Origin of the sequence: Microbacterium sp. C448, assembly GCF_000582705.2 — a bacterium.
Classification (GTDB): domain Bacteria; phylum Actinomycetota; class Actinomycetes; order Actinomycetales; family Microbacteriaceae; genus Microbacterium; species Microbacterium lacus_A.
The window spans coordinates 1-5,667 of the sequence record NZ_HG779767.1; the positions used below are offsets into that span (position 1 = coordinate 1).

Annotated in this window: 5 protein-coding genes; all 5 read left to right on the top strand. The window is 68.6% G+C overall.

What is annotated here, in order from left to right; genetic code table 11:
• A partial coding sequence (locus MIC448_RS13180) for a hypothetical protein (protein WP_207875942.1) occupies window positions 1–1,542 on the top strand: 1,542 nt, incomplete at its 5' end.
• A gap of 2 nt (window positions 1,543–1,544) precedes the next feature.
• Window positions 1,545–2,834, top strand: a complete 1,290-nt coding sequence (locus tag MIC448_RS13185; protein WP_036300576.1) for a ParA family protein — start codon at window positions 1,545–1,547, stop codon at window positions 2,832–2,834.
• A 15-nt stretch (window positions 2,835–2,849) separates the two neighbouring features.
• Window positions 2,850–4,664: a type IV secretory system conjugative DNA transfer family protein gene (locus tag MIC448_RS13190; RefSeq protein ID WP_036300577.1), complete on the top strand. Its 1,815-nt coding sequence runs from the start codon at window positions 2,850–2,852 to the stop codon at window positions 4,662–4,664.
• Window positions 4,661–5,056, top strand: coding sequence for an HNH endonuclease signature motif containing protein (locus MIC448_RS13195; protein ID WP_036300578.1), 396 nt, complete (start codon window positions 4,661–4,663; stop codon window positions 5,054–5,056). Before MIC448_RS13190 ends, MIC448_RS13195 begins: the two co-directional genes overlap by 4 nt.
• Window positions 5,053–5,529: a hypothetical protein gene (locus MIC448_RS13200; RefSeq protein ID WP_051513879.1), complete on the top strand. Its 477-nt coding sequence runs from the start codon at window positions 5,053–5,055 to the stop codon at window positions 5,527–5,529. Before MIC448_RS13195 ends, MIC448_RS13200 begins: the two co-directional genes overlap by 4 nt.
• Window positions 5,530–5,667: the final 138 nt, after the last annotated feature.

Below are 5,667 nucleotides of genomic sequence, written 5' to 3' on the forward strand. Positions count from 1 at the left end.
CAGATCGCCCAAGGGGCACCGCCCGAGAGGCCAGCACGGTCGTCGAGGAAAGACCGTTCTCTCCCGGAGGCGGCGGTGCCCGGTCCGTTCGGGCCGGGGCTGGTGCAGGGCGGGTACTGGAATCTCGCGAAAGCGGTCATCCCGGCCCATCAGGCCACCTCGCAGCACATCGCCGGGATCTACCCGTTCGTAGCCGACTCCGGGCTCGGTCACCGGGGCCCGATCCTGGGGGTGGATTTGAACGCGGACGCGCTGTGGCATTTCTCCCCGTGGGAGGCGTATGTCGACTCCACCGAACGCGGCACCTTCTCCACCAACATCCTCGTGCTCGGTGCGTACCGGGGTGGGAAATCCGCCACCGTGAAAACCCTCGTGACCCGGTCGATCGCGTTCGGGCACCAGGTCGTAGTCCCCTCCGATCCGAAAGGCGAATGGGTGGCCGTGGCCGAAGCCATCCCCGGTGGGCGGGTGATCCGCCTCGGCGGCGGCACCGGTACCCGCCTCAACCCGCTCGACCGCGGACCCCGCCGGACGGACACGACCGATGAGCAGCACGAGCAGATGGTCAAGCAGCGCCGCATCGGCACCCTGATCGCCCTCATCGAAATGACCCTCGGGTCTCGGCTGACCGCGGTCGAGCATGCCGCAATCCTCGACGCCCTCGACCGGTGTATCGAACACACCGGCGACCAGCCGACGCTGCGCGGCGTCTACGAGCAACTCGGGCATCTCGCCGCGGACACGGATGCCGCCTTCCACGCCGCGGACGGCGCCATCCAACCCCGGTTCGTGCTGCGCAGGTTCGTCGAGGGCGATCTATCCGGCCTGTTCGAAGACGCCTCTACCGTCACATTCGACCAGGACGCCCCCATCGTGGTCACCGACACCAGCGAACTGTTCGCCCGCGGCGACCTGGCCGCGCAACTGACCCAGGTGTGCTCCACCGCGTGGATCCAAGCCGTCATCAGCGACCGAGCCGCCCACCGCACCCGCTACGTGGTGCGTGAAGAAGGATGGCGGGACATGACCTCGCTGGCATCCCTGCAGATGTTCCAACAGTGGCTCAAACTCAGCAGGCATTACGGGATCAGCAACATCGTGATCCTGCACAAGATGGGCGACCTGGACGCGGTCGGCGACGCCGACTCCCTACAACGATCCCTCGCCTACTCGATCGTCGGGGACATCGAAAACAAGTTCATCTTCCGCGTCAACCACCAAGAACAAACCGCCCTCCGCACTCGGCTGAACCTGCCCGCCCCGCACGTGGAGATGGCCCGGCTGCTGCGTAAAGGCGAGTTCCTCGCCTACGTCGGCCAGTACTCCTACCTGGTGGACTGCTTCGCCACCTCCACCCCGTGGGAGTACGACCTGTTCGCCACCGACGACGCCGTCACCCCCGCCGACCACAACGACGCCGAGCTCCGGCTGATCGACCCCACCACGCTCGACACCTACTGGCCCGGTCCCGACCCCACCCCGGAAACCAGCCTGGACGGGTGGCTCCTCCCCGATACCCGCGACCTCACAGAGGAGCTCTGATCATGAGCACCGTCACCCACCCCCGCACCTATGCGACCGTGACCGGCCCCCACGCCACCTTCGTCACGCTCGACGGGCACACCGAACCGATCACCGCCACCGGGGGCGAAGACATCCGGCACACGATCCTGCGCCGCGCCACCGACGAGGCCCGCCGCACCGGAACCCCGGTCGAACTGGTCACCTCCGGCGACCGCGGCGACCACCACCTCCTCATCGGCACCGATGGGGCCCTCACCCCGGTCACCCCTGTCACCACCGCATCCGACTCCACGAGCAGTTCCGACGACGCCCACAACAGGGGGCAGGGAAAGGAGGTGAGGGAACAGACTCCACGGCCGGATGGCCTCCGCGCAGGACCGCTGCCGGCTGTGGAGTCCCCCACACGCCCCACCTTCCTCACCTCCACCATCGACACTCCCGCCGCTTCTGCCTGGTGGCGGGGCGCGCTCGCCCGCCTCGGAATCACCGTGCGCCCCTCGGCGGCACAGCGCGAGCGGGCCGCGTGGACGGCGACCGTATCGCGGCAGTGGGCGGGATGCCGCACGATCGCCGTCGCGAACGGCAAAGGCGGCGTCGGTAAGACGATGACGTGCGCGATGCTCGCCGCCGTCTACGCAAGGGAAGGCAGCGGGCAGGTCCTCGCCTGGGACAACAACGACACCCGCGGCACCCTCGGCTGGCGCACCGAACAAGGCCTCTACGACACCACCCTCCGCGACCTACTCCCCGCCGCCCCCACCCTCCTCAGCCCGTCCGCAGGAGTGTCCGACATCACCCGGTTCGTGCACCACCAGGCCACCGACCGGTACGACGTCCTCCGCTCCAACCCAGAACTGCTCGCCACCGATCAACGCATCCAAGCGGCCGAGTTCGACTTGCTGATGCAGGTCGCCGCCCGCTACTACCGGCTCGTGATCTTCGACTCCGGCAACGATGAGTCCGCCGAACGGTGGCTGCGGATGATCGACTCCTCCTACCAACTCGTGATCCCCACCCTCGCAACCCCCGAGTCCGCCGAATCCGCCGCCCTCCTCCTGGACGCGCTCCATGGGCGTGACGAGCGTTCCGCGGCACTGGCCGCGAATGCCGTCGTCATCGTCACCCAATCCGAACCTGCTCTGACCGTGGCCCGTCGGATCGCGGACGGGTTCGCCCCGCACGTCCGCGCCGTCCAGATCGTCCCGTTCGATCCCGCCCTCAAAGCCGGGCAACTCCGCTTCGACGCCTTGCACCGGCGCACCCGAGACGCCTGGCTGGGCGCGGCCGCCGCGGCCGCCGAGGCACTCTGAAAGCGAGGGTTGGCCATGTCGCAGGGTGTGCTGGGGAAGACGGTCGCGATCACCATCGCAGGCGGGGTGATCCTGGCCGTCGCGTTCGGGTTCCTCGCCGAGGCGATCACGGGGCGTGTCTGCGGCACCCGCCCCACACCGGGCAACCTGTTTGCCGGCCTCGGGCTGGCGATCACCGGCAACCCGGCCGGGTACGCAATCCCCGCCGGGTGCGTCCTGCCGGTTGAGTGGATTCGAGTCGCCGACGTGGCCGCCGTCCTCCTCGTCGCCGGGCTCGCCGTGTGGCTGGTGAGGGCGGTGCGCCGGTACCGGGAATCGGACCGGGCATTCATCGCGGACCTCCGCACCCGGACCGGATTCGCCAGCACCTCCGAAATCCGCGACCATCTCTCCGCCCGCGCCGTGCTGCGTCGCGCCCAGCAACTCCGCCCCGACCTGGCCAGACCCACCCCTACCGACGTCGGGTGGCGAGTCGGGCGCGCCCGCGGGCAAGACGTATACGTCTCCATCGAAGACTCCGTCGCCCTCGAGGGGCCGCCCCGGTCCGGGAAGGGGTATCGGGTGTTGATCTCGGCGATCGTGGACTGGTCAGGACCACTGATCACCACATCAACCACAAACGACAACCTGACCGCGACGATGCGGATGCGGCAGGCCCGCGGGACCGTCCACGTGTTCGACCCGCAAGGGCTCTCCGGCATCCGTCACCCGCTCCGGGTCTCCCCGATCGTCGGCTGCGAGAACCCCCTGGTTGCAATGCAACGCGGGACCGCGATCATCACCGGCACCGCCCTGGGCGCCTCGACCACGAACGGAGAATGGGCCCAAGCCTCCGGTGTCGTCCTGGGCCGGCTGCTGCACGCCGCCGCCGTCGGCGGGAAGTCGATCGCGGAACTGTATGACTGGGGCACCAGCCCCGCCCAAACCCGAGACGCGGTCGACATCCTCAAGGCCGACGGCACACCCGGGTGGGGAGACAGCCTCGACGCCACCATCAGCGGGGACGAAAAACTCGTCTCCTCCATCTGGTTCGGCGTGCACGGCGCCGTCGCCCCGCTCGCCGTCCCGCAGATCCGCGACACCCTGCTCCCACACCCCGAAGACCCGACGTTCGACCCGCGCGAATTCCTCAACGCCGCGAACACCCTGTACTTGATCGGGTCCTCGTCGGGGGCATCGGCGATGGGCGGATGGCTCAGCGCTCTCCTGGATGACATCGTCGAAGTCGCCCGCACCACGGCGCTCGCCTCCCCCGGCTCCCGCCTGACCCACCCGCTCGGACTCATCCTCGACGAGATCGCGAACATGTTCCGATGGGGGAACCTGCCCCGCATCATGGCCGACGGCGGCGGCCGCGGAATCTGCACCTTCATCGTCCTGCAGGCTCTCTCCCAAGCCGAGACATCCTGGTCCCGGGCGGAGGCCGACACGATCTGGGCCGCCGCGACCGCGAAAGTGCTCCTCGGCGGGGCCAGCCACGTGAACCACCTCCGCGACATCGAATCCCTGCTCGGCACCCGCGACACCCAGCGCACGCTACGGTCCTGGACGACACGGGATGCCGGGCATTCCACCAACGAGCACCACGAACGCCGCCCCCTGATGTCGGTGGATGAGATCCGGCGTCTCCCGCCCAGCACCGGGCTGCTCGCCTACCGCAACCGGCGCAGCGTGCTGCTGGAACTCACCGGGTGGGACGAACGCCGCGACGCCGCCACCATCCAAACCGGCAAACACCAGACCGAGCAAGAGCAACGCGACGTGTTCGAGACACGACGCCCGTCCGCCCCCTCCCGGGCGGATGCAACGGAGGCGGTGATCGACGAATGAGCAACCACCGCAAACCCCCGATCATGAACCTGTACCGGTCCGGGTTCCTCCGCTCCCCGGCCTGGTTCGCCCGCCGGGACCGCTGGTTCACCCAACAGGCAGCGCTCGGGTGGCCACTGGTCTGCGCGGCCTGCGGTCGTCCCGCGTCGAAAAGGCAGCTGCAGTTGCACCACCTTGACTACACCGGGGTGACGATCATCCAGGGGCGGTACAAGGCGCTCGAGGCGCATGAGGACCTCATCCCGTTGCACGCGTACTGCCATGACCTGCTGCACCGCCTCATCGACCGCGACGTGGTCCTCTCCCGCAACCGCACCCGCCGAGACGCCACCCGCCTCGCCCTGGAACGCCTCCGCCCCGCTCTGCAATCCCCTGACGGGAGCCCGTCATGAATGACTACGAAGACCCCATCGATCTGGACGATGCGATCGCCGCGGACCTAACCGAGCTCGAACCCGACATCCGTTACGCCGGCTCCGCCCCGATCGGCGGGCACGTCGTGGACTGGCGCACCCTGACCGATCGGGATGCCCGCACTGAATGGCAGGCGTTGCGGGCGTGGGTGGAATGGTTCACGGTTCGGTATCGGATCTCCGAGTCCGTGGTTCCGCCGTGCTGGTACCAGCACGGGCATCTCGTCGAGGAACTCTCCGCCCTGCACGCCGCGCACACGGCCGCGTTCGACCGGTCCGATACCGGGTTCGGGCCGATCGGGTTCCACGAACGCCTCAGCCTCGCCATCCCCCGACTATCCCGCGCGTACTTCGGAGGATGCGCACGCGGACACGACCCCGCAAAACCCCGCTCCTGGAACACGAACGAGCAGGAATGGGACGCGTGGACCTGCCAGGCCCACGCCCACTGAGACCCCACCCGGGCGTCTCACCAATGAAAGGAAGCAGAGATGACCACCAAGATCCCGGTCACCATCGAGGGGAACCTCACCGGCGACCCCGAACACGGCACCGGCGAATTGTCCCGCGTCAAGTAGTTGGCAGGGATT